The 22,272-nt window shown below is 72.0% G+C and carries 17 protein-coding genes and 1 pseudogene; 5 read left to right on the top strand and 13 right to left on the bottom strand.

Annotated elements, in window-relative coordinates; translation table 11 throughout:
* Positions 1-5: 5 nt before the first annotated feature.
* From LIV37_RS36840 to LIV37_RS36830, 3 genes are all read right to left on the bottom strand, one after another.
* Complete coding sequence (locus tag LIV37_RS36840; protein WP_020872152.1) at positions 6-1,493, bottom strand: lysine N(6)-hydroxylase/L-ornithine N(5)-oxygenase family protein; 1,488 nt, start codon at positions 1,491-1,493, stop codon at positions 6-8.
* Positions 1,490-2,890, bottom strand: coding sequence for a pyridoxal phosphate-dependent decarboxylase family protein (locus LIV37_RS36835; protein ID WP_020872151.1), 1,401 nt, complete (start codon positions 2,888-2,890; stop codon positions 1,490-1,492). The genes LIV37_RS36840 and LIV37_RS36835 overlap by 4 nt, the downstream gene beginning before the upstream one ends.
* Positions 2,891-3,021: 131 nt before the next feature.
* On the bottom strand, positions 3,022-3,255 hold the full coding sequence (locus tag LIV37_RS36830; RefSeq protein WP_121824077.1) for a hypothetical protein: 234 nt from the start codon (positions 3,253-3,255) through the stop codon (positions 3,022-3,024).
* Positions 3,256-3,283: 28 nt separating this feature from the next.
* Here LIV37_RS36830 and LIV37_RS36825 point away from each other — a divergent pair.
* Both LIV37_RS36825 and LIV37_RS36820 read left to right on the top strand, forming a co-directional pair.
* Positions 3,284-3,691, top strand: a pseudogene (locus LIV37_RS36825) (dihydrofolate reductase family protein); the annotation flags it as partial.
* 69 nt (positions 3,692-3,760) lie between these two features.
* Positions 3,761-4,339 (top strand): TetR/AcrR family transcriptional regulator, encoded by a 579-nt coding sequence (locus LIV37_RS36820; protein WP_020872148.1) that lies wholly within the window; start codon positions 3,761-3,763, stop codon positions 4,337-4,339.
* A 75-nt stretch (positions 4,340-4,414) separates the two neighbouring features.
* On the opposite strand, the gene pepN is transcribed toward LIV37_RS36820, so the two are convergent.
* Together pepN and LIV37_RS36810 are read right to left on the bottom strand one after the other, a co-directional pair.
* Positions 4,415-7,036, bottom strand: a complete 2,622-nt coding sequence (pepN, locus tag LIV37_RS36815) for an aminopeptidase N (protein WP_020872147.1) — start codon at positions 7,034-7,036, stop codon at positions 4,415-4,417.
* 79 nt (positions 7,037-7,115) lie between these two features.
* Positions 7,116-7,505, bottom strand: coding sequence for a chorismate mutase (locus LIV37_RS36810; protein ID WP_020872146.1), 390 nt, complete (start codon positions 7,503-7,505; stop codon positions 7,116-7,118).
* A gap of 480 nt (positions 7,506-7,985) precedes the next feature.
* Between LIV37_RS36810 and LIV37_RS36805 the strand changes: the two genes are divergently transcribed.
* Complete coding sequence (locus LIV37_RS36805; protein WP_020872145.1) at positions 7,986-8,372, top strand: VOC family protein; 387 nt, start codon at positions 7,986-7,988, stop codon at positions 8,370-8,372.
* A 62-nt stretch (positions 8,373-8,434) separates the two neighbouring features.
* Here the strand turns inward: LIV37_RS36805 and LIV37_RS36800 are convergent, their stop codons facing one another.
* Positions 8,435-9,232: a S1 family peptidase gene (locus tag LIV37_RS36800; RefSeq protein WP_020872144.1), complete on the bottom strand. Its 798-nt coding sequence runs from the start codon at positions 9,230-9,232 to the stop codon at positions 8,435-8,437.
* A gap of 264 nt (positions 9,233-9,496) precedes the next feature.
* Between LIV37_RS36800 and LIV37_RS36795 the strand changes: the two genes are divergently transcribed.
* Together LIV37_RS36795 and LIV37_RS36790 are read left to right on the top strand one after the other, a co-directional pair.
* Positions 9,497-10,384 (top strand): hypothetical protein, encoded by an 888-nt coding sequence (locus LIV37_RS36795; RefSeq protein WP_020872143.1) that lies wholly within the window; start codon positions 9,497-9,499, stop codon positions 10,382-10,384.
* A gap of 108 nt (positions 10,385-10,492) precedes the next feature.
* Positions 10,493-10,966, top strand: a complete 474-nt coding sequence (locus LIV37_RS36790) for a PPOX class F420-dependent oxidoreductase (protein ID WP_020872142.1) — start codon at positions 10,493-10,495, stop codon at positions 10,964-10,966.
* A 12-nt stretch (positions 10,967-10,978) separates the two neighbouring features.
* Here LIV37_RS36790 and LIV37_RS36785 read toward each other — a convergent pair whose 3' ends face one another.
* The 7 genes from LIV37_RS36785 to LIV37_RS36755 all read right to left on the bottom strand — a co-directional run bounded on the left by LIV37_RS36785 (position 10,979) and on the right by LIV37_RS36755 (position 22,239).
* Positions 10,979-12,478, bottom strand: coding sequence for a glycosyltransferase family 39 protein (locus LIV37_RS36785; RefSeq protein ID WP_020872141.1), 1,500 nt, complete (start codon positions 12,476-12,478; stop codon positions 10,979-10,981).
* A gap of 57 nt (positions 12,479-12,535) precedes the next feature.
* Complete coding sequence (locus LIV37_RS36780) at positions 12,536-13,594, bottom strand: translation initiation factor IF-2 (RefSeq protein WP_020872140.1); 1,059 nt, start codon at positions 13,592-13,594, stop codon at positions 12,536-12,538.
* On the bottom strand, positions 13,591-14,523 hold the full coding sequence (locus LIV37_RS36775; protein ID WP_020872139.1) for an ABC transporter ATP-binding protein: 933 nt from the start codon (positions 14,521-14,523) through the stop codon (positions 13,591-13,593). Before LIV37_RS36775 ends, LIV37_RS36780 begins: the two co-directional genes overlap by 4 nt.
* Positions 14,520-14,942, bottom strand: a complete 423-nt coding sequence (locus LIV37_RS36770; protein ID WP_020872138.1) for a GntR family transcriptional regulator — start codon at positions 14,940-14,942, stop codon at positions 14,520-14,522. Before LIV37_RS36770 ends, LIV37_RS36775 begins: the two co-directional genes overlap by 4 nt.
* 261 nt (positions 14,943-15,203) lie before the next feature.
* Positions 15,204-16,664 (bottom strand): glutamate synthase subunit beta, encoded by a 1,461-nt coding sequence (locus LIV37_RS36765; RefSeq protein WP_020872137.1) that lies wholly within the window; start codon positions 16,662-16,664, stop codon positions 15,204-15,206.
* The gene (gene gltB, locus LIV37_RS36760; protein ID WP_121824079.1) at positions 16,657-21,207 is read right to left on the bottom strand and encodes a glutamate synthase large subunit; all 4,551 of its coding nucleotides are present in this window, start codon (positions 21,205-21,207) and stop codon (positions 16,657-16,659) included. Before gltB ends, LIV37_RS36765 begins: the two co-directional genes overlap by 8 nt.
* 300 nt (positions 21,208-21,507) lie before the next feature.
* The gene (locus LIV37_RS36755; RefSeq protein WP_020872135.1) at positions 21,508-22,239 is read right to left on the bottom strand and encodes a VIT1/CCC1 transporter family protein; all 732 of its coding nucleotides are present in this window, start codon (positions 22,237-22,239) and stop codon (positions 21,508-21,510) included.
* Positions 22,240-22,272 lie beyond the last annotated feature (33 nt).

Below are 22,272 nucleotides of genomic sequence, written 5' to 3'. Positions count from 1 at the left end.
CGCGGTCAGGTCCGCGTCGGGGTGAGGGGGGTGCGCTGGTCGGGGAGGTGCGGGTTGCCGATCACGGTGCCGCACCGCCCCGACGGCTGGAGCCCGAAGGCGGTGAACGCGGTGCGGGACGGCAGCCGGTAGGCGGGCTCCGCGAGCAGCGCGTTGAGGATGACGGCGGAGCGCCAGGCGGCGAGGCCGAGGTCGGGGGTGCCGACGCCATGGGTGTGGCGCTCGGCGTTCTGGACGTACACCGAGCCCTTGATCATGGGATCGAGGACCAGCCGGTGGTCGGCGTCGACGCGGGGGCGCTCGGAGGCGTCCCGGCGGATGTAGGGGTCGAGGGCGGCGAGGAGGGTGTCGACGCGGCGCTCGCGGTAGCCGGTGGCGAGGACGACGGCCTCGGTGGTGTGGCGGGCCCGGGTGCCCTGCTCGGTGTGTTCCAGGTGGAGTTCGAGCTGGGCGGCGGCGATACGGCCGGCGGTGCGGACGGTGACCCCGGGGGTGAGCACGGCGCCGGGCCAGCCGTCGGAGTGCATGGCGCGGCGGTAGAGCTCGTGGTGGATGGCGTCGAGCGTCTCGTGGGCGATGCCCTTGTAGAGCTGCCACTGGCGGGGCAGCAGCTGGTCGCGGACGGGCTCGGGCAGGGTGTGGAAGTAGCGGGTGTAATCGGGGCTGAACTGCTCCAGGCCGAGCTTGCTGTACTCCATGGGCGCGAAGGCGGGCGTGCGGGCCATCCAGTGGAGCCCCTCGGCGCCGAGGGGGCGGTTGCGCAGCAGGTCGAGGAAGACCTCGGCGCCGGACTGGCCGGAGCCGATGACGGTGACGTGGCCGGTGGCCAGGAGCCGCTCGCGGTGTTCGAGGTAGTCGGAGGAGTGGAGGACGGGGACGTTGGGGGCGTCGGCGAGTGGGCGCAGGGGTTCGGGGACGTACGGCTCGGTGCCGACGCCGAGGACGAGGTTGCGGGCGTAGACGCGGCCGAGGGCCCTGCACTCCTCGTCGGTTCCGGTCGCATCGGACGCGGGGGTGTCGGCGGCCGGGCCGAGCCGGGTGAAGTCGATTTCGAACAGCTCGTATTCGTGGTCCCAGCGGACGGCGTCCACGCGGTGGTCGAAGTGGAGTCCGGGGAGCTGTTCGCTGACCCAGCGGCAGTAGGCGTCGTACTCGGCGCGCTCGATGTGGAAGCGCTCGGCGACGTAGAAGGGGAAGAGCCGCTCATGGGCCTTGAGGTACTGGAGGAAGGTCCAGGGGCTGCCGGGGTCGGCGAGGGTCACCAGGTCGGCGAGGAAGGGGACTTGGATGGTCGCGCCGTCGATGAGGAGGCCGGGGTGCCAGTGGAAGGCGGGCCGCTGCTCGTAGCAGGCGGTGCGCAGGGCGGGGACGCCGTGGGCGAGGGCGGCGAGGGAGAGGTTGAACGGGCCGATGCCGATACCGGCCAGGTCCACGGGCCGGTCGGTGTCGGATGCGGGACCGGCGGCGGAATTGGGGGGTTGTGCGGTGCTCATGGGGTGGTGTTGCCTTCCACGAGTTCGAGCAGCCCGCGCAGATCGTCGGGCTGGATGTGCGGGTTGAGAACGGTGGCCTTGAGCCACAGCCCCTCGGGTGTGGCGGCGCGGCCGAGGACGGCCGCCCCGTGGTGGAGGAGGCGGCGGCGCAGCGCGGCGACGGTGGCGGGCGGTGCCCCGGTGGGGCGGAAGAGGACGGTGCTGATGGTGGGGCGGGCGTGGAGCTCGAGCCCGGGGCGCGCCTCGATGAGGTCGGCGAGGTGCTGGGCGGCCGCGCACACGTGGTCCACGAGCTCGCCGAGACCGCGGCGGCCGAGCGCCCGCAGCGTGACGGCGATCTTGAAGATGTCGGGACGGCGGGTGGTGCGGAGCGAGCGGCCGAGCAGATCGGGCAGGCCCGCTTCGGTGTCGTCGTCGGCGTTGAGGTAGTCGGCGTGGTGGGCCAGCGCGGCGAGCGCGGCGCCGTCGGGCACGGCGAGGAGGCCCGCGGCCACCGGCTGCCAGCCGAGTTTGTGCAGGTCGAGGGCGACGGTACGGGCGCGGTCGAGCCCGTGGAGCCGCTTGTGGAGGGTGTCGCTGAACAGGAGCGGCGCACCGTAGGCGGCGTCGATGTGGAGGGTGGCGGCGTGGTGGTCGCAGACGTCGGCGATGTCGGGGAGCGGGTCGATGGCCCCGGTGTCGGTGGTGCCGGCGGTGGCGACGACGAGGGTGGGGGCGTCGGACGGCCGGTCGAGGGCGGTGTGGAGCGCGACCGGGTCGAGGACGCCGCCGGGGGTGGGGAGGGTGAGGGGCTCGTCCAGCCCGAGCAGCCAGGCGGCGCGCTGGACGCTGTGGTGACCGTTGGCGCCGCGGACGATACGGAGCGGAGCGCCCCGGGCGGCCTCGCGGGCGAGGAGCAGGCCGAGTTGGTTGGATTCGGTGCCGCCGGTGGTGACGAGGGCGTCGGGGTCGGGGCCGTGGGGGTGGACGAGTTCGGCGAGGGCGCGGCAGGTCAGCGCCTCCAGCGCACAGGCTGCGGGGGCCTGGTCCCAGGAGTCGAGGGAGGGGTTGAGCGCGGAGACCGCGAGGTCGGCGGCGGTGGCGACGGCGAGCGGCGGACAGTGCAGATGGGCGGTGCAGCGGGGGTCGGCGGGTTCGGCGGCGCCGTGGGCGAGGGCGCGGACGAGGCCGCGCAGCGCGTGGTGGGGCCCCTCCCCCTCGTCGGGGATGAGCGGCCGGGCCGCACCGCGTATCCGCCGGGCCACCGCGGCCGGTCCCCCGGCCGGGAGGGGCCCACCGCGGTCGGCGGCGCCGTGAGCGAGGGCGTCCAGGACGGTGTCGACCATCGGGCGGAGCACGTCCGGTCCGCTCTGGCCCCCGGCGAGGAGGCGGGCGGTTCCGGCTGCGGGCACGGGCATGGGTGTGCCCCTAGGGGGTGTCTGGGCGGCGGTCAGGGCTGCCTAAATTACTTCGCCCGCCGGCGGTCCGATCCGGGGTCGGGGGCAAGTGCACCCGTACGTGGTACGGCCCGGCCCCGCGAATTGATCGGTTACTCGATGTGCCCCGTCCCGGGGTCCACCTGACCGAGGAAGTCCCGTGCGGACTCCTCCAGTTCCCGCTCGCTCAATGAGTCGGCTCCGTGCACATGGGTGGTGAAGCCGTATCCCGGGTTCGGCCCGGTCAGCCAGGTGAAGTCGTACGTCCCGGGTTCGTCGGGGCGCTCAGCGACCTCGAACCCCTCTCCGTCGACCTTCAGCATCCACTGGCGCGCTTCTCGATCCATGCCGTCAGTCTGCCCCGTGCCCGGACCGGCGTTCATCATGGCGCGCAATATGTTCGGCCCGGTGCGCGGCGCGCGGGACCGGCAGTGGAAAGGCTGGTGGGGCGGCGATCCGCCGTTCCACGCCCCGGTGTCCGTGCTCACCCACCACGCGCGCGAGCCGCAGCCGATGGACGGCGGCACCACGTACCACTTCGTGACCGACGGGATCGCGGCGGCGCTGGCACGGGCACGCGCGGCGGCCGGGGACGGCGAGGTCTCGGTCCATGGCGGCGCGACCACCATCAACCAGTACCTCACCGCCGGTCTGATCGATGAGCTGCGGCTGCGTATCGTGCCGTTCACGCTCGGCGCCGGCACGCGGCTGTTCGAGGGCGTCCCGCCGCTGCGGCTGGAGCAGGTGACGTCGCGGTCGGTAGCGGCGCCCACTATTGGCTAGCGGCGCTAGTTGTTGTGTCGACGATAGTCATATCCTCGGCAGAATGTCTAGCACCGCTAAGATGTCGATATGTCCGCCATCAAAGAGCGCCGCGAACGTGAACGTGCCCAACGCCATCAGCTGATCATCACAGCAGCCCGCGAACTCGCCGAGGCCGAAGGCTGGGAGGCGGTGACGACGCGAAGGCTCGCCGAGCGCGTCGAGTACAGCCAGCCCGTGCTCTACAGCCACTTCAGCGGGAAGGACGCCATCGTGCGCGCCGTCTCGATCGACGGCTTCGGCGAACTCGCCGCCCACCTGCGCCGTGCCCGGCTGGCCGCCCCCGAGCCAGGGCAGGCCCTGCACGCCGTATGCCGCGCCTATCTGGAGTTCGCCACCGAGCGGCCCGCCCTCTACCAGGCCATGTTCGTCATGCCGACCGACGTGAAGTTCGCGCACGTCGACACCCCGCCCCAACTGCGCGCCGGCTTCGACGAATTCGTCAGCTGCTACCGCCCGGACAACGCGCGGCGCCAACTGTTCGCCGAAGTCATCTGGAGCGCGTTGCACGGCATCGCCGTCCTGTCGGACAGCGGCCGCATCCCCCCGGACACTCAGGATGAGCGCCTCGACTTCCTCATCACCCAGCTCGCCGACACCCCGAGCTGACCGGCCCCGCGCCAAGACCGCGCGGCAGGGGCGGCGGGGCGGCCGAGCGCCCTCGCCGCCCCCGTCGGCGCGGGATCACCCGCCCTGCTTCTCCCGTACGCGCAGGGCGCGCCGCAGGTCGTCGATCTGGTCGGCGAGGCGGCGGCGGAGGGCGGGAACGGCGTCGGAGGACGCGATCCACTCCTCGCCCAGGCGCAGGGTCTCGGCGTCGACGGTGCTCGGGAAGCCGAAGCGGGCGACGGTGTCGGCGATGACGGCGCCCCGGCGGGCACCCAGCGCGACGGCGGCCGGGAAGTAGCGCGGCACGTAGTCGACGAGGACGTCGTGGTGCTCGGGCTGCCAGAAGCCCGCGACGGTCGCGATGGCCAGGTAGTTGGAGAGCTCGGCCCCCTGACCACCGGCACCCTGACCACCGGCACCCTGGCCGTCCGTGTTCCGGTCGTCCTCGCCGCCGCCGAAGAGGGTCTGCCACGCGGCCTCCTTCGCCGCCGCGTCCGGCAGGGCGGCCCGGCAGCGGGCGGCGCCCTCCTGGCCGGTGGCGCTGGAGTCGCGGGCGCGTTCGGCGTCGATGTCGGCGGGGCCGACGGCGCCGAGGACGGCGAGGCGGCCGAGGATCTGCCAGCGCAGCTCGGGGTCGAGGGCGGGGCCGCCGGGGACGGTGTCGCCGTCGAGCCAGTCGCTGAGCTCGGCGGGCGCGGTGGCGCTGCCGATGAACGTACGGACCGCGGCGAGCCGCAGCCCGTCCCCGGAGCCGTCCTCGGTGCGGCGCAGCAGATCGCGGCAGGTGGCGCCGATGGTGGCCAGCGCGGCGGGGCGCCGGTCCGCGGGGAGGTAGCGGTCGGCGATCTGGGTGCGGGCGAAGGCGAGGACGCCCTGGACGATCGCTATGTCGGTCTCGTGCGGCAGATGGGCGCGGGCGGCCTCGAGGTAGTCGGTGGCGGGCAGGTCGCCGTCGCGCACCATGTCGCGGGCGGCGTTCCAGACCACGGCGCGGCTGACGGCGTCGGGGAGGCCGGACAGCGAGCGGTGGACGGCCTTCCAGGAGGCGGGGTCGAGCCGGATCTTGGCGTAGGTGAGGTCGCCGTCGTTCAGCAGCAGCAGATCGGGCCGGGGCCCGGTGAAGGAGAGGCTGAGGCCGGGCTCGGCGCCGTCGAGCTCGGCCTCGACGCGCTCGCGCAGGACCAGCTGGTGCGGGGCCGCGGGCGCGTGGTCGTACAGGCCGATGGCGATGCGGTGCGGGCGCCTGACGGGGGCGTCCCCGTCCGGGCCGCCGCCCTGGTGGCGGATCTCGGCGCTCCAGCGGTCGCCGTTCGCGGTGACGACGGGGGCGAGGGTGTCGACCCCGGTGGTGCGCAGCCAGCGGTCGGCCCAGGCGTGGACGTCGCGGCCGGAGGAGCGGGCCAGGGAGTCGATGAAGTCGGCGAGGGTGGCGTTGCCGAAGCGGTGCCGGGTGAAGTGGTCGTTGATGCCGTCGAGGAAGGTCTTCTCGCCGAGCCAGGTGACGAGCTGGCGGAGCGCGGAGGCGCCCTTGGCGTAGGAGATGCCGTCGAAGTTGAGGCGGGCGGCGGCGGTGTCGGGGACCAGCTCGGGCGCGGGGGCGACCGGGTGGGTGGAGGGGCGCTGGTCGGCGTCGTAGCCCCAGTTCTTGCGGCGGACGCCGAAGTCGGCCCAGGTGTCGGTGTAGCGGGTGGTCTCGGTGAGGATCTGGTAGCCCATGTACTCGGCGAAGGACTCGTTCAGCCAGATGTCGTCCCACCACTTCATGGTGACGAGGTCGCCGAACCACATATGGGCCATCTCATGGGCGATGACCATGGCGCGGGTCTGGCGCTCGGCGTCGGTGACGGCGGAGCGGAAGACGTATTCGTCGCGGAAGGTGACCAGGCCCGGGTTCTCCATGGCACCCGAGTTGAACTCGGGGACGAACGCCTGGTCGTAGGAGTCGAAGGGGTACGGCTCCTCGAAGAGCTCGTGGTAGCGGTCGAAGCAGCGCCGGGTGATGTCGAAGAGCTCGTCGGCGTCGGCCTCGAGGTGGGGCGCGAGGGAGCGGCGGACATGCAGCCCGAAGGGGAGTCCGGCGTGCTCGGTGCGCACCGAGTGGTACGGGCCGGCGGCCAGGGCCATCAGATAGGTGCTGATGGGCGGGGTGGGCGCGAGCTGCCAGCGGCCCTCCTCGGGGGCGCCGACGCGGGTGGCGATGCCGTTGCCGAGGACGGTCCACTCGGGCGGGGCGGTGACGCGGACGTCGAAGACGGCCTTGAGGTCGGGCTGGTCGAACGCGGTGAAGACGCCGTTCGCGTCCGACATGCAGCACATGGTGTAGAGGTACGTCTCGCCGTCGGCGGGGTCGGTGAAGCGGTGCATGCCCTCGCCGGTGTGGGAGTAGCGCATGTCGGTCTCGACGCGCAGCTCGTGCTCGCCCTCACCGAGCCCGGTGAGCGGGAGCCGGCCGCCCGCGAGCGCCTCGGCGGTCTCGCCGGTGAGGTCGAGCTCCCGGCCGTCGAGCACGGCGCGGTGGAGGGCGGCCGGCTGGAGCTCGGCGAAGGTGTCCGCGCCCGCCTGGCGCGCGCTGAAGCGGATGGTCGTGGTGGAGCCGAAGAGCTCCTCCCCGCGGGTGAGGTCGAGGTCGATCGTGTAGCTGTGGACCTCGATGAGGCGGGCTCGGTTCTGCGCTTCCTCGCGCGTCAGTACGGACATGGGGACATGCTGCCCTACGTGCGGCGGGCCGCACACGGGTGGGAAGTGGTTGCCCGGCGCGTACGGCCGCCCGGGCGCACTACCGGAGTGCGCCCTCGGGCCCCTCGGTGCCGTTGTCGGAGCGTGCGATGGTCTCGTGGTGCCGGATGACCTCGGCGATGATGAAGTTGAGCAGCTTCTCGGCGAAGCCGGGGTCGAGCTTGGCGCTCTCGGCGAGCTGCCGCAGCCGGGTGATCTGACGCGCCTCACGGGCCGGGTCGGCCGGGGGGAGCCGGTGGGCGGCCTTGAGGTGGCCGACCTGCTGGGTGCATTTGAAGCGCTCGGCGAGCATATGGACCACGGCCGCGTCGATGTTGTCGATGCTGTCACGCAACCGGGTCAGCTCGTCGAGGACGGACGGGTCGATCCCCTCGGGGTCGCCCGGCGTCGCCGGCTGTCCGGCGGTGTGGTCGCTCGTGCTGTGCGTCATGCCTCCCGAGAGTACTTTTCCCCGGGGCCCGGTTCCGCTCGGGGGCGCTTCGGCCGGCGTCGGCCGCGTCCGGGGCCCGCCCTCGGCCGGCCCCGGACCGCCCCGACCCCTGTGGGGGGTTCGGGGTCCGGCCCACGGGGCGCGGAAGGGGGCGGGGCGGTCGTGGTGGAGGACCGCTCCCGGTACGGCGCCTCCACCGTGGAGGAGTCACCTGGGCGGGGAGAGGTTCCACTTCCGGCCCGGCTTTCGGCGCGGCCCCGCTCCGGAGGGCGCCGTTCCGGGCTAGGGGGCTCCGGCGGGGCTTGACGCCTGCGGCGGGCTGCTCCCCTCCCCGCCCCTTCCCACAACTGGGGCTCCGCCCCCGACCCCGCCGGGGCTCCGCCCCAGACCCCAAAGGCGATGCCCCGCCGCGCGGCGCAGACGCATATCGGCCCCTGAAAGAAGGGGAAAGATCCGGCGGATACCCCGTAGGGTCCCCACATGATCGCGACGCTTCAGTGCACCGTCATCGACTGCCCCGACCCCGCCGCGCTGGCCGCCTTCTACGGCAGGATCCTGGGCTGGCGGCTGAACGACGCCGATCCCGAGTGGGCGACCCTGACCGCCGAGGACGGCCGTAAGCTGGCCTTCCAGCTGGCGCCGGACCACCAGCCGCCGCGCTGGCCGGACCCGGCCCACCCGCAGCAGATCCATCTGGACTTCGACGTGGAGACGCGCGCGGACGCGGAGCGGGCGCAGCGCGAGCTGATCGAGCTCGGGGCGACGTTCCTGCGTGACAGCGGCGGGGAGCGTTCGGGGTTCCGGGTCTTCAACGATCCGGCCGGGCACCCGTTCTGCATTTGCTACGGACAGATGGAACCGAGCTGACCGGGACCGGCCCGATGGCCGCACCCCGGTCAGCTCTCCGCGTTCTCGGTGCTGAGGAGGGGTCAGCCGCCGAGCTGGGTCGCACCCGCCTTGATGTCCTTGGCGAAGGTGCTCACCTCGGTGTAGACACCGGGCTTACCGGGCCGTGCGCAGCCCTCGCCCCAGCTGACGATGCCGACCTGGATCCACTGGCCGCCGTCGTCCTTGCGGAACATCGGGCCGCCGGAGTCGCCCTGGCAGGTGTCCACGCCGCCCTCGGCCATCTTCCCGGCGCAGATCTCCTCGCCGGTGACGAGCTCGTCGTAGGCGGACTTGCAGGTGGCGTCGTCGACGAACGGCACGCTGGCCTTCAGCAGGTAGCGCTGCTGGCCGCCGCCCTCGACCGCGGCGCCCCAGCCGGCCACGGTGAAGTCTCCCTTGTTGTACGCCGTGGTCTCGGCGATCTTCAGGGTGGGCTGGTTGATCGGCTTGGCGAGCTTGATGAGCGCCCAGTCCTTGCCGGTGCCGTTGTAGCCCGGGGCCTGGAGCACCCGGGTGGACTTGACCTTGATGGCGCTCGAGCTCTGGAGGTCCACGACGCCCGCGGTGGCGGTGATGGAGGTGTTGGCGCCGCTGCCGTCCACACAGTGGGCGGCGGTGAGGACGATGTCCTGGGTGTAGAGCGCGCCACCACAGCCCATGGACAGCCGGACCATGAAGGGGAATTCGCCCTGCGCGGCGCGGGTGCCGCCGACCACGGAGGGGCTCGGCTCGGGGCCGGTGGGCTGGGCGCTGGCGCTGCCGGGGGTGAGGCTGAAGGCGGCGAGGGCGACCGCGCCGAGGGCCGAGGCTCTCTTGATGTGCTTCAGCGTGTTCCGCAACGGACTGTCCTTTCGTGGGGGGTTCAAGGCATGTCAGGCTCATGCCAAGCATCGATTTACGGCTCCGCCGCGCGACAAAAATCCGGAAACCTCTCCGAAATCCCGTGGATGAGCCGGTAAAACGCCCTGTGATTATGTGGACCGGGTCAACGAGGTGACAAGGGTCGGTTTCAAGCCAGCGCGGCCTACCCACTGCCCCGCCGAACGACCGTAAGGTTGACGTGAGACAGGGCGCACGGCTGGCGACGGGCACGGGGTGACGGCGTGGCGGCACCGGGCAGCGACATCGAGCACGGCTATCCCCACCTGGACACCGTCCGGGCCGCGATCACCGCGCTCTACCACCGCCTGTCCCGCGACACGGTGGACACCTTCGGACTCAGCGTGGTCCCCGGCGATGTCGCCTTCTCCGACCAGGACGACCTCTACCTGGGCGTACAGCGGGTGGCCCGGGTCATGGTGCAGCATCTGCGGCTGCCGGACGCCCGGATGATCGTGAGCTTCCGGGAGATGCGGCACGCGGGGAACGTGGAACTGGCCGCGGGCCCGGAGTACTTCATCGAGCTCAACTCCCGCTTCAAGACCCACCGTCGGGACATCGGCGCGGCCCTGGCCCACGAGGTCACACATGTGTATCTGCACCGCCTGGACCTGTCGTTCCCCGGCACACGCGACAACGAAATCCTCACCGACACCACCGCCGCCTATCTCGGCACGGGCTGGTTGCTGCTCGACGCCTATCGCCAGGACTCGGTTTCCAGCCAGAAACTGGGCTATCTGACACCGGAGGAGTTCGGCTACGTCCTGGCCATGCGGGCGCTGCTCTTCGACGAGGACCCCTCCCCCTGGTTCACCTCTCCGCAGGCGTACGAGGCGTACACCAAGGGGCTGGAGCTGGCCCGCCGCGAGCAGGCCCGGCCGCCGCTCACCGCCGCCGGCTGGACCGGCCGCCGCCGCTACGCCAAGGACCGCCGGTCGGCCCAGTCCGGCCGGCCCTCCCCCACCGGAGGGGAGTACGCCTTCGACACCGGCCCTCCGCTGAGCGTCTCCTTCCCCTGCCCGACCTGCCGCCAGCGCATCCGGGTCCCGGTGCGCGGGCGGGTGCGGGCCCGCTGCGGGCTGTGCCGCACGGTGCTGGAGTGCGACACCTGACGCGGCACCTGACCACGTGACCGCGGCTTCTGACGCGACGCAGGTCCGCGACGCGGTCCGCGGTGCCGTACGGCCTTGGAGTGCGCTCGACGTCGTACGCTCGCCTGCATGAGCCCCTCCATCGCCACCAACACCCAAGTCGGCCTCGACGAACTGCTGGAGTTCGTACGCCCGCGCCACCGTGCGCTGCTGATGACCCGCCGGACGGATGGCTCGCCCCAGGCGTCCCCGCTGACCTGCGGAGTCGACGACTCCGGCCGGATCGTGATGTCCACCTACCCCGAGCGTGCCAAGGTGCGCAACGCCAAGCGCGACGCCGCCGTGAGCCTCGTCGTGCTGTCCGACGAATGGAACGGCCCGTGGGTGCAGATCGACGGCACCGCCGAGGTGATCGACACCCCGGAGTCCGTCGAGCCGCTGGTCGAGTACTACCGCAATATCGCGGGCGAGCACCCGGACTGGGACGAGTACCGCGAGGCCATGCGCAAGCAGGGCAAGTCGCTGATCCGGGTCACCCCCGAGCGCTGGGGCCCGGTGGCCACGGGCGGCTTCCCGGCCCGGCTGGTGGAGGACGAGGGCTGACGGGACGCCGGATCAGCAGCTGCCGGGGCGCGCGTACAGGACGATCCGCATCCCCGTGACGTCCCTGACGGCACACCGGTGGAAGTACTTCTTCAGCACCCCCCGCTTGACGTTCTCCCGGGGGTTGTCGTCCAGTGGCTGGCCGGGCGGGTCATTGACCGTGACGATCCGGCCGGCCGCCAGCATCCGGGTCCGGATGCGCGGCGCGGGCAGCTCGATGCCGTGCAGGGTGCCCGAGGGCACCGGGCGCTCGGCCAGGGCCAGATCCTCCAGCCCGCGGAAGTCCCCGGGACTCGACATGATCGGTTCCCGGCGGCGGGCGGGCATGAAGAGCACGCCGTCGCCGGGCCGGCTCAGCTCCCGTACGGCACGTGCGGCGGCCATGGTGTCGTCGATGCGGCTCTGCGGGGTCCGCAGCTGGACGGAGTACGGGAGCAGGGCGGCCACCGCCACCACCGCCAGCGCGGCGGCCGCCGTCCTCGGGGCCGGGGAGGTGCGCGTCAGCCGCTCCAGGCGCGCGCCCACCAGCAGTGCGAGGCCGACGTAGACGTAGATCACGTAGCGGTCGACGTACAGCGGGTGCAGATACGACACCGCGATCAGCACGGCCGGGGGCAGGATCAGCAGGGGCAGCGCGAGATCGCCGAGCGCGATGGGCCCGCGCGCCGGGACCGGCGCCCTGGCACACAGGACGCCCGCCAGCGCGGGCACGCCGAAGCCGAGCAGCTGGCTCGTGCCCGGGGCTGAGATCCAGCCGACCAGCGCCACCTGCTGCTGACTGACGATCACCAGCGGAGTCAGCACGAGGGCCGTCGCCGCTGCGGCCTGGCCCCAGGCCCAGCCCAGCGCCGCCGGCACCCGGGCCCGGAACAGGGCGACGCCGTGTGCGGCGACGGCCAGGATCGCGAACTCGTGCAGCAGACAGGCCAGCGCCGCGACGACGGCATAGCCGGTCCAGGTCCGCTTGCGGGGCCTGGCCACCGCGCTCAGCAGCAGATGCGTGGCCCAGACGACCACGGCGCAGACCAGGGCGTAGGAGCGCCCTTCCTGCGCGTACCGCTGCACCACCGGGAACAGCGGGAAGACCAGCCCGGCGGCGAGTCCGGCACGGGGCCCCGCGAGCCGCTGCCCGAGCAGTCCGACCCCGGCGGCCGCGGCGGCCATGGCCAGCACCGAGGGCAGCCGGAGGGCGACAATACCGCCGTCCCAGAGGGCGAACAGGCCGTGCATGAGCAGGTAGTACAGGCCGTGGACGACATCGGCCTGGCCGAGCAGATGCCAGATGTCGGCGAGGTCGCGGTGGGCGACCTGATACGTCGTCGACTCGTCCCGCCACATGCTGTTCTCGCGGCGGATCCCCCACAGCCCGAGCGCCAGCGCCAGCCCGGCCGGTGCGAGCCCGACGGCGGCGCGCCCGGTACGCCCGGCGGGGCGGGACGCCGGGGGCTCCGGGGACGCCCGGTGGGCGCGTGGACCGGCCCCGGCGGTGTCGAGGGCAGGCGAGATGGACATGGGAAGGGGAACTCCGATCGGAGCGGAAGGGCTGCTGGTGGAAGGGGGTGGCGCCGGTCAGGCCCGTCTGCGGCCGATCCACCACACGCAGAGGGCGGCGAGCGCGACGGCCGCGGCCAGGCAGATCCCGGCCTGCATCCACTGCATGGGCCAGTAGTGGCTCGCCGGGTGCACCTCCTCGTACCACCTGTCGGTGGCGCCGAGCCGGGCGAAGCAGCGGTCCCAGCCGTGCGGACCGACGGCGGACGCGCAGCTGTCCAGGGGGATCTTCTCCCCGGACCGGCCCAGATAGCCGTCGCCCATGCCGCGCCACGCGTTGACGTAGACCTGGGGGGAGGTGTCCTCGGAGAGGGTGGAGACGATCGTCCGCGGGGTCATCAGATGGGGGCGCAGGGCGTCCAGCCCGTACTGGACACCGGCGGTGGCCCCCAGGGTGACCACCATGGCGGGCAGGGTGCGCCGCAGCAGCAGCCCGGCCGCCGCACCGAGGAGGAAGGACAGCGGGGCGAGGGCGACGGCCGCCGGGCCGGTCGCGTCGAACGGTGCGGCGGTGCCCCAGGCGATGTCCTGGAACTGGATCCGGGCCACCCGCCACCACCAGGTGTAGAGGGCCACGAGGACCGAGGTGCCGGCCGTGACGGCGACAAGGGGGAGCGCGAGTTTGGCGATGAGCCAGCGGGTCCTGCCGACGGACTGGGTCCACACCACCTGGTGGGTGCCCGTCTCCAGCTCCCGGGCGAACAGCGGCGCGCCGATGAAGACGCCGATCAGCACGGGCAGCGCGATGAGCAGCCGTCCGGTGTTGAGCAGCGGTGTGCGGTAGGTGGCGGTGAGGTGGCGGAACGCTTCGGCCATCGGGTTGGTCCCCTTCTGGGGACTGATCTGCCTGCCGTGGCAGAGCGCCTCCGAGTCCCAGTCCGCGCAGCCCTGGATGTGGTGCGCCCGCATATAGCCGACCATCTCGGCGCGCTGCCAGACGATGTACGCGGCGATCGCCACGACCACGGCCAGGCCCGCCCACAGGGCGGCCCGGTGCTGGCGCGCCACCAGCCACACCAGCCCCCGGGCACGGAGCCGTGCGCCGGGTGCCCGGAGCCGTATGCCGATCGAGCTCATGCCCCCACCTCCGTAACGGTCGCCCGCGCTTCGGCCGTGAACATCGGCGGGGCGTCGGGCGCGCCCAGATAGCCGAGCAGGACATCCTCGAGGGAGGGTTCGGTGACGATCCAGCCGTCCCCGGCCGGGGTGCCCTCCGGGCGTATCAGCGCGGTGAGCTGACGGCCCGTCGTACGGGTCTCGACCACGGTGTGGCGGGCGAGCGCCTCCGGTGTTCCGCCACCGGGCGCGCTCGGGCCGGTGACCAGGCGGTGGGCGGCCTGGAGGGCGTCCGTCCCGCCCGCCAGGCGGATCCGGCCGCCGCCCATCAGCAGCAGGTAGTCACAGACGCCGTCGAGTTCGGCGAGCACATGGGTGGAGATGACCACGCCGGTGCCGCGCTCGGCGGCCTCGGCCATCAGGGCACCCATCATCCGGCGGCGGCGCAGTGGGTCCTGATCGGCCATCGGCTCGTCCAGGAACAGCAGATCGGCGCGTTTGCCGAGGGCGAGGGCGAGGGCCACACAGGTGCGCTGGCCGCCGGAGAGCGAGCCGACACGGGCGGACAGCGGCACATCGGCCTCCGCCACCACCCGTTCGGCGGCGCTCTGGTCCCAGCGGGGGTTGAGCTCCCGGCCCAGGCGCAGGGTGTCGGCCACGGAGAAGCGCGGGTAGAGCGGCTTGTCCTGGGCGACGAAGGCGATGCGCTCGCGGGTGCCGGGGTCGGAGGCGGGCCGGCCGAAGACCCGCAGGATGCCGGTGGTCGGGGTCAGCAGTCCGGCGGCGAGCGACAGCAGGGTGCTCTTGCCGGAGCCGTTGGGGCCCACCAGCGCGCAGATCCGCCCGGCGGGCAGCCGGAAGGCGACGTCTCTGACGGCCCAGCCGCGTCGGTACTTCCTGCCCAGCCCGGACGCCTCCAGTGCGTCGGCCGCGTCGATGTCGTCGGTCACCCGTTCTCCTCGTGTCCACGCTCGCCGGGGGCGGCGGTCTCGCCGAAGCGCTCTTCGAGGACCGAGGCCACCAGCGCCGTCACGTCCTCGCGGTCGAGCCCGGCGGCGCGGGCCCGGTCGGTCCAGTCGGCGAGCTCCGCGCGCAGCGGTGAGTCCGCGGCGGCGCCGGGCCGGGCCAGCGACCGGCGGACGAAGGTGCCGAGCCCCGGCCGGGGCTCGACCAGCCCTTCGCGCTCCAGCTCGCGGTACGCCTTCAGGACGGTGTTGGGGTTGATGGCGGTGGCCGCGACGACCTCCTTGGCCGTGGGCAGCCGGTCCCCGGGTTCCAGCAGGCCGAGGCGGAGCGCCTGCTTGGTCTGCTGGACGATCTGCAGATAGGTGGCGATGCCGCTGCGCCGGTCGATGCGGTATTCGACCATCCGCCCTCCACCACCCTTTCACTAATCAGTTAGTGGAATGATGGTGTAGTGCGCCCAAGGGAATGTCAACCGACCTGGTCAGCCGGTCTGTTCGGCCAACCTGGTCAGTCGGCCTGGTCAGCCGGCCTGGTCAGCCGGTCCGGGAGGACGTCAGCCCAAACGCCACGCGGCGCCTTCCCCCGGTCGGGAGGGGGAAGGCGCCGCGCGGCCGGTCCGTACGCCGTTGTACGGGCGGAGATCCGGGAAAGCCGGGAGACCGGGTCAGACCATGAGGGCCCGGTCGGTGGGGCGGATCGGGGCGGGCAGCTCGCTGGCCCCGGCCAGATAGCGGTCCACCCCGCGCGCCGCGGAGCGGCCCTCGGCGATGGCCCAGACGATCAGCGACTGGCCGCGGCCCGCGTCACCGGCCACGAAGACACCCGGCACATTGGTGGCGAAGGAGGCATCGCGCGCGATGTTGCCGCGCTCGTCCAGCTCCAGGCCGAACTGCTCGACCAGGCCGTTCTTCTGGTCGGTACCGGTGAAGCCCATGGCGAGGGTGACCAGCTGGGCCGGGATCTTCCGCTCGGTGCCCGGCTTCTGCTCCAGCTTGCCGTCCTTGAACTCCACCTCGATCAGGTGCAGCCACTGGACGTTGCCGTCCTCGTCGCCCTCGAAGTGGGTGGTGGAGACGGAGTAGATCCGCTCGCCGCCCTCCTCGTGCGCCGAGGTGACCTTGTAGAGCATCGGGAAGGTGGGCCAGGGCTGGCCCGCGTGCCGCTCCTCGCCCGGCCGGGGCATGATCTCCAGCTGGGTGACGGAGGCGGCGCCCTGCCGGTGGGCGGTGCCGACGCAGTCCGCGCCGGTGTCACCGCCGCCGATGACCACGACGTGCTTGCCCTCGGCGGTGATGGGGGACGTGGTGAGGTCGCCCTCCTGCACCTTGTTGGCGAGCGGCAGGTACTCCATCGCGAAGTGGATGCCGTTCAGCTCCCGGCCCGGGGCCGGCAGGTCGCGCGAGGTGGTGGCGCCGGCCGCGATGACCACGGCGTCGTACCGCTTGCGCAGCTTGGCGGCGTCGATGTCGCGGCCGATCTCGGTCTCGGTGCGGAACTTGGTGCCCTCCGCGCGCATCTGCTCGATGCGGCGGTTGATGTGCCGCTTCTCCATCTTGAACTCGGGGATGCCGTAGCGCAGCAGTCCGCCGATGCGGTCGGCCCGCTCGTAGACGGCGACCGTGTGCCCGGCGCGGGTGAGCTGCTGGGCGGCGGCCAGGCCCGCCGGGCCCGAGCCGATGACGGCGACGGTCTTGCCGCTGAGCCGCTCGGGCGGCTGCGGGGTGACGTCACCGGAGTCCCAGGCCTTGTCGATGATGGTGACCTCGACGTTCTTGATGGTCACCGCCGGCTGGTTGATGCCGAGGACGCACGCCGACTCGCACGGGGCGGGGCACAGCCGCCCGGTGAACTCCGGGAAGTTGTTGGTCGCGTGCAGCCGCTCGCTGGCCTCGCGCCAGTCCTCCCGGTAGGCGTAGTCGTTCCACTCGGGGATGAGGTTTCCGAGCGGACAGCCGTTGTGGCAGAACGGGATGCCGCAGTCCATGCACCGGCCGGCCTGCTTGCTGATGATCGGCAGCAGCGAGCCGGGGACGTAGACCTCGTTCCAGTCCTTGACGCGCTCGTCCACCGGACGGGTCTCGGCGACCTCGCGGTCAGTGCTCAGGAAGCCCTTGGGGTCAGCCATTGATCGCCGCCTCCATCATCTTCTCGTGGGTCTCGGACTCGGAGAGCCCGGCACGCTCGGCGGCGTCCTTGGCGGCGAGCACGGCCTGGTACGTAGCTGGGATGATCTTGCTGAAGCGGGTGACGGCGGTCTCCCAGTCGTCGAGCAGCGTGCCCGCGACGGTGGAGCCGGTCTCCTCGTGGTGGCGGCGCACCGCGTCGTGCAGCCACCGCTGGTCGGTGTCGTCCAGCGCGCCGACGGCGTCCCGCAGATCGACGTTGACGTTGTCCGGGTCGAGGTCGATCACATAGGCGATACCGCCGGACATCCCGGCCGCGAAGTTACGGCCGGTGCGGCCGAGGACTACCGCGTGGCCGCCGGTCATGTACTCACAGCCGTGGTCGCCCACGCCCTCGGCGACGACCGTGGCCCCGGAGTTGCGGACGCAGAACCGCTCGCCGACCCGGCCGCGCAGGAACATCTCGCCGCCGGTCGCGCCGTACGCGAGGGTGTTGCCCGCGATCGTCGAGTACTCGGCGAGGTGGTCCGCGCCCCGGTCCGGGCGGACGATCACGCGGCCACCGGACAGGCCCTTGCCCACGTAGTCGTTGGCGTCGCCCTCGAGCCGCAGCGTGACACCGCTGGGCAGGAACGCGCCGAAGGACTGGCCGGCCGAGCCGGTGAAGGTGATGTCGATGGTGTCCTCGGGCAGGCCCGCGCCACCGAACGTACGGGTCACCTCATGGCCGAGCATGGTGCCGACGGTCCGGTTGATGTTGCGGATCGCGACCTGGGCCCGGACCGGCTCGGCGGCCTCGGCGCTCGCGGCGTTCAGCGCGTCGGCCGCCAGCTTGATCAGCTGGTTGTCGAGCGCCTTGGCCAGGCCGTGGTCCTGCTCGATCGCCTGGTGGCGGACGGCGCCCTCGGGCAGCTCGGGCACGTACAGCAGCGGGGCGAGGTCCAGGCCCTGCGCCTTCCAGTGCTGGACGGCTCGGGTGGTGTCCAGCAGTTCGGCGTGGCCGATGGCCTCGTCCAGGGAGCGGAAGCCCAGCTCGGCGAGGAACTCGCGGACCTCCTCGGCGATGAACTGGAAGAAGTTCACCACGAACTCGGCCTTGCCGCTGTAGCGCTCGCGCAGCACCGGGTTCTGGGTGGCGATGCCGACCGGGCAGGTGTCCAGGTGGCAGACGCGCATCATGACGCAGCCGGAGACCACCAGCGGCGCGGTGGCGAAGCCGAACTCCTCGGCGCCGAGCAGCGCGGCGATCACCACGTCACGGCCGGTCTTCAGCTGGCCGTCGGTCTGCACCACGATGCGGTCGCGCAACCCGTTGAGCAGCAGCGTCTGCTGGGTCTCGGCGAGGCCGAGCTCCCAGGGGCCGCCCGCGTGCTTGAGCGAGGTGAGCGGCGAGGCGCCGGTGCCGCCGTCGTGGCCGGAGATCAGCACCACATCGGCGTGGGCCTTGGAGACGCCCGCGGCCACCGTGCCGACGCCGACCTCGGAGACCAGCTTGACGTGGATCCGGGCCCGCGGGTTGGCGTTCTTCAGGTCGTGGATCAGCTGGGCGAGATCCTCGATCGAGTAGATGTCGTGGTGCGGCGGCGGGGAGATCAGGCCGACGCCCGGAGTGGAGTGCCGGGTCTTGGCCACCCACGGGTAGACCTTGTGGCCGGGCAGCTGGCCGCCCTCGCCGGGCTTGGCGCCCTGGGCCATCTTGATCTGGATGTCATCGGAGTTGACCAGGTATTCGCTGGTCACACCGAAGCGGCCGGAGGCCACCTGCTTGATCGAGGAGCGCCGGGCGGGGTCGTGCAGCCGGTCGGAGTCCTCGCCGCCCTCACCGGTGTTGGACTTTCCGCCCAGCTGGTTCATGGCGATGGCGAGGGTCTCGTGCGCCTCCTGGGAGATGGAGCCGTACGACATGGCGCCGGTGGAGAACCGCTTGACGATCTCGCTGACCGGCTCGACCTCCTCGATCGGGATCGAGGTGCGCTCGCCCTTGAAGGAGAACAGACCGCGCAGCGTCATCAGCCGCTCGGACTGCTCGTTCACCCGCTCCGTGTACTTCTTGAAGATGTCGTAGCGGCGCGACCGGGTGGAGTGCTGGAGCCGGAAGACCGTCTCGGGGTCGAAGAGGTGCGGCTCGCCCTCGCGGCGCCACTGGTACTCGCCGCCGATCTCCAGCGCGCGATGGGCGGAGGGGACCCCGGAGGCGGGGTACGCCTTGGCGTGGCGGGCGGCCACCTCCTTGGCGACGACGTCCAGGCCCGCGCCGCCGATCTTGGTGGCGGTGCCGTGGAAGTAGGTGTCCACGAAGGACTCGTCCAGGCCGACGGCCTCGAAGACCTGCGCACCCCGGTAGGAGGCCACGGTCGAGATGCCCATCTTGGACATGACCTTCAGGACGCCCTTGCCGAGCGCCTTGATGAGGTTCTTGATCGCGGTCTCGGCCTCGACACCGGGCAGGAAGGTGCCGGCCCGGACCAGGTCCTCGACCGACTCCATGGCCAGGTACGGGTTGACGGCCGCGGCGCCGTAGCCGATCAGCAGCGCGACATGGTGCACCTCGCGGACGTCGCCCGCCTCGACCAGCAGCCCCACCTCGGTGCGCTGCTTGGTGCCGATGAGGTGGTGGTGGACCGCGGAGGTGAGCAGCAGCGAGGGGATCGGGGCGTGCTCGGCGTCCGAGTGGCGGTCGGAGAGCACGATCAGCCGGGCGCCGTCCTCGATGGCGCGGTCGGCCTCGGCGCAGATCTCGTCCAGCCGGGCGGCGAGCGCCTGACCGCCGCCACCGACCCGGTACAGGCCCGAGAGGTTCGCCGCCTTGAGGCCCGGCATGTCCCCGTCGGCGTTGATGTGGATGAGCTTGGCCAGCTCATCGTTGTCGATCACCGGGAAGGGCAGGGTGACGCTGCGGCAGGAGGCCGAAGTCGGCTCCAGCAGATTGCCCTGCGGGCCCAGCGAGGAGATCAGCGAGGTGACCAGCTCCTCGCGGATCGCGTCCAGCGGCGGGTTGGTGACCTGCGCGAACAGCTGGGTGAAGTAGTCGAACAGCAGCCGCGGCCGCTCCGAGAGGGCGGCGATCGGCGAGTCGGTGCCCATCGAGCCGATCGGCTCGGCACCGGCCTTGGCCATCGGCGCGAGCAGGACGCGCAGCTCCTCCTCGGTGTACCCGAAGGTCTGCTGGCGGCGGGTGACCGAGGCGTGGGTGTGCACGATGTGCTCGCGCTCGGGCAGGTCGGCCAGGTCGATCAGACCGGCCTCCAGCCACTCGCCGTACGGCTGCTCGGCGGCCAGCTCGGCCTTGATCTCGTGGTCCTCGATGATGCGGTGCTCGGCGGTGTCCACCAGGAACATCCGGCCCGGCTGGAGCCGGCCCTTGCGGACCACCTTGGCCGGGTCGATGTCCAGGACGCCGACCTCGGAGGAGAGCACGACCAGACCGTCGTCGGTGACCCAGTAGCGCCCGGGCCGCAGACCGTTGCGGTCCAGCACGGCGCCGACCTGGACGCCGTCGGTGAAGGTGACACAGGCCGGGCCGTCCCAGGGCTCCATCATCGTGGAGTGGTACTGGTAGAAGGCGCGCCGGGCCGGGTCCATGGAGGGGTGGTTCTCCCACGCCTCGGGGACCATCATCAGCACCGAGTGCGGCAGCGAGCGGCCACCGAGGTGGAGCAGCTCCAGGACCTCGTCGAAGGTCGCCGAGTCGGAGGCGTCCGGGGTGCAGACGGGGAAGATCCGCTCCAGGCCCTTCTCCCCGAACAGGTCGCTGACCAGCTGGGACTCCCGGGCCCGCATCCAGTTGCGGTTGCCCTGGACGGTGTTGATCTCACCGTTGTGGGCGACGAAGCGGTACGGGTGGGCCAGCGGCCAGCTCGGGAAGGTGTTGGTGGAGAACCGGGAGTGGACCAGCGCGACGGCCGTGGCGAAGCGTCGGTCGGAGAGGTCCGGGAAGAACGGCTCCAGCTGACCGGTGGTCAGCATTCCCTTGTAGACCAGGGTGCGGGCGGACAGCGAGGGGAAGTAGACCCCCGCCTCGCGCTCGGCGCGCTTGCGCAGCATGAACGCCTTGCGGTCCAGGGCCACGCCGGTGGTGGTGCCGTCGGCGACGAAGAGCTGGCGGAAGGCGGGCATGGTGGCCCGGGCGCCGTTGCCCAGCAGCTCGGGGGCGACGGGCACCTCACGCCAGCCGAGGACGGTCAGGCCCTCGTCGGCGGCGAGCCGCTCGATGTGCTCCGCGGCGGCCGCACCCTCGGTCTCGCCCTCCGGGAGGAACGCGATGCCCACCGCGTAGGCACCGGCTTCGGGCAGCTCGAAGCCGGTCACACTGGCCCGCAGGAAGGCGTCCGGAACCTGGACGAGGATGCCCGCGCCATCGCCGGAGTCGGGCTCGGAACCGGTGGCGCCGCGGTGCTCGAGGTTCCTCAGCACGGTGAGAGCCTGCTCCACGAGCTCATGGCTGGCCTCGCCGGTGAGGGTCGCCACGAAGCCGACGCCACAGGCGTCGTGCTCATTGCGTGGGTCGTACATCCCTTGGCGGGCAGGGTGGGATGCGGAACGCATCGGCTCTCCCGTCGTCGTCATGGCATTTTGCGTGTGCCGAGGGACGACGTTGGCCCTCCGCGAGAATTTCGTGCAGGTTACATGATGGAGTGCATCTCGGGAAGCGGAAATTCCGTTCCATCATGCGGACACCCCAGGGGTGGGGTGAGGTGAGGCAGTACGGGCATTGGGGATGGGGCGACCGGCGTCGCCATGGCGCGGATCGGGCGACACTGCCCAAGCGCTTCGGGCTTATGCCCGCCCGTAAAAGGATCGAAACCGAGGAGTAACGGCGTGATTATGCGGCTCGCCGTATGACTGTCATCCTACGGCCGTTCCGAAGAAAGCGCCCAGGGCATAGGTCACACCCGCCGCCGCGCCGCCCAGCGCCAGCTGCCGCAGCCCGCTGTACCACCAGTTACGGGCGGTCACCCGCGCCACCACCGCACCGCAGCCGAAGAGCCCGATCAGCGCCAGCACCAGGGCCGGCCACAGCGCCGAGGCGCCCAGCAGATACGGCAGCACCGGCAGCAGCGCGCCCAGCGCGAAGGAGCCGAACGAGGACACCGCCGCGACCAGCGGCGACGGCAGATCGTCCGGGTCCACGCCCAGCTCCTCGCGGGCGTGTATCTCCAGCGCCTGCTCGGGGTCGCGGGAGAGCTGCTCGGCCACCTCACGGGCCAGGGCCGGCTCCACCCCGCGCGACTCGTAGAGCGCGGCCAGCTCCTCCAGCTCGTCCACCGGGTGCTTGCGCAGCTCGCGCCGCTCCACCTCCAGCTCGGCCTGGACCAGATCGCGCTGGGAGGCGACGGAGGTGTACTCACCGGCGGCCATCGAGAAGGCACCGGCCGCGAGGCCCGCGAGACCGGTGATCACGATGGTCTGCCGGTCCACGGCGCCACCGGCCACACCGGTCATCAGCGCGAGGTTGGAGACCAGTCCGTCCATGGCGCCGAAGACGGCGGGGCGCAGCCAGCCGCCGTTCACATCACGGTGGGTGTGGTTGTCGCGGTGGGCGATGTGCGGTGACTCAGCACTGTCAATGACGGACATATGAAGATGTGCTCCCTTCGAGAAGGGTGTGGC

The sequence above is a fragment of the Streptomyces rapamycinicus NRRL 5491 genome (genome assembly GCF_024298965.1).
In the GTDB taxonomy this organism is placed as follows: domain Bacteria; phylum Actinomycetota; class Actinomycetes; order Streptomycetales; family Streptomycetaceae; genus Streptomyces; species Streptomyces rapamycinicus.
This window is presented reverse-complemented; position numbering and strand designations above follow the sequence as displayed.